The organism is Paracidovorax sp. MALMAid1276, assembly GCF_049198005.1.
GTDB lineage: Bacteria > Pseudomonadota > Gammaproteobacteria > Burkholderiales > Burkholderiaceae_C > Acidovorax.
The window spans coordinates 1-1,399 of record NZ_JBMIRS010000004.1; the positions used below are offsets into that span (position 1 = coordinate 1).

Below are 1,399 nucleotides of genomic sequence, written 5' to 3' on the forward strand. Positions count from 1 at the left end.
GCTGGATGTCGACCACCCCCCAACCGTTCGGGCTGAGCCCGTCGAAGCCTGGGCCATCGCGCCGCATGGTGGCAGCCCTTCGACAAGCTCAGGGCGAACGGGGGAGTGGTGCTGGCCCAAGGCGCGTGCAACCGTTCCGAAGTGCTTCCACTCGTTTTTGATTTCGTCCGTGTTCCCCAGTCGGCCAGGCTTTCATGGCCATTTCAGCAAAGCAATAGCAGCAACAGGAGACAACGCATGAGCAGCAAGACAACTTCCTTCACCCGCCGCCTGGCCCTCTCGGCCGTGGGCGCCGCCGCCTTCGCATTTGCCGCCCCTGCCATGGCGCAGGCCAACAAGACGGTGGTGGGCGTGGCCATTCCGTCGGCCACGCACGGCTTTACCGGCGGCATCGTGTACTGGGCCAACCAGGCCAAGAAGGACCTGGAGAAGGCCCACCCCGGCCTGCAGGTGATCGTGAAGACCGCAGGCGGTGCGCCCGAGCAGGCCAACCAGCTGCAAGACTTGGTGACGGTCAACAAGATCAATGCCCTGGTGATCTTCCCGTTCGAATCCGCCGCGCTCACCAAGCCCGTGGCCCAGGTCAAGGCCAAGGGCGTGTACGTGACGGTGGTGGACCGGGGCCTGACCGACACCAGCGCGCAGGATGCGTATGTGGCGGGCGACAACACGGCGTTTGGCCGCATTCCGGCCGAGTACATCGCCAAGGCGCTGGGCGGCAAGGGCAATGTGGTGGCCATGCGCGGCATTGCGACCACGCTGGACAACGAGCGCATGGACGCTTTCAACGCGGTGCTGAAGAACCACCCCGGCATCAAGCTGCTGGACGCGAAATACGCCAACTGGAACCGCGATGATGCCTTCAAGGTGATGCAGGACTACCTGACCCGCTTCCCGCAGATCGACGCCGTGTGGGCCGCCGACGACGACATGGCCGTGGGCGTGCTCAAGGCCATTGAGCAGTCCAAGCGCAAGGACATCAAGCTGGTGTTTGGCGGCGCGGGTGCCAAGGGCATGATCAAGACGCTGATGGACGGCAGCGACCCGCTGATCCAGGCCAATGTGTCGTACAGCCCCAAGTTCATCTACGACTCGATCAAGCTCACGGCCGAGGCGCGCATCAAGGGCGAGAAGCTGCCAGCCAAGACCATCATCCCGTCGGTGCTGATCACCAAGGAAACGGCGAAGGACTTCTACTTCCCCGATTCGCCGTTCTGATGGAGCACACAGGAGCCCAAGTGGCCTGATGGCGGCAGCGCTCAGATCGATGAGGACACCAGCCCGCGCACCCGCAGCGGCGCTGGGGATTGACTCCTTCTCCCCTCGCGGGAGAGGGTGGGGGAGAGGGGGGCGGCTGCACTAGCGCCGCGCCGGTTTCACTCCCCCTCTCCCCGGCCCT

1 protein-coding gene is annotated in these 1,399 nt (G+C 64.6%); it reads left to right on the forward strand.

Annotated features, from left to right (window positions below; translation table 11 throughout):
- Positions 1-237 precede the first annotated feature (237 nt).
- Positions 238-1,218 carry a substrate-binding domain-containing protein gene (locus ACOQFS_RS00035; protein ID WP_421560937.1) on the forward strand — a complete coding sequence of 327 codons (981 nt, stop codon included), beginning with the start codon at positions 238-240 and terminating at the stop codon, positions 1,216-1,218.
- The last annotated feature ends 181 nt before the right edge of the window (positions 1,219-1,399 follow it).

Coding starts and splice junctions, on each gene's coding strand:
- ACOQFS_RS00035 (WP_421560937.1), top strand. CDS start 238: ATGAGCAGCAAGACAACTTCCTTCACCCGCCGCCTGGCCCTCTCGGCC.